Genomic DNA, 344 nt, shown 5'->3' on the forward strand with positions numbered 1-344 from the left:
GGATTGGCACACACGAATTGATCCGCAGATGTCCGAATGGGGCAACCCGTCTGGTTGAAGACCAGTCACTCCGCAAGGAGAGCAAACCAGGAGAACTGAAACATCTAAGTACCCTGAGGAAAAGAAATCGAAGAGATTCCGTAAGTAGTGGCGAGCGAACGCGGATTAGCCCAAAAGCTTTTATATGTTTAATAGAATGTTCTGGAAAGAACAGCCATAGAGGGTGATAGCCCCGTATATGAAAGGCATATTTAAGTGATAAATGAGTAGGGCGGGACACGTGAAATCCTGTTTGAATATGGGGGGACCATCCTCCAAGGCTAAATACTCCTGAAAGACCGATA

Annotated in this window: 1 rRNA gene; it reads left to right on the forward strand. The window is 46.2% G+C overall.

Annotated features, from left to right (window positions below):
- A 23S ribosomal RNA gene (locus tag AB671_RS21890) occupies positions 1-344 on the forward strand; the annotation flags it as partial.

Source organism: Chryseobacterium sp. BGARF1, assembly GCF_001677955.1.
GTDB lineage: Bacteria > Bacteroidota > Bacteroidia > Flavobacteriales > Weeksellaceae > Chryseobacterium.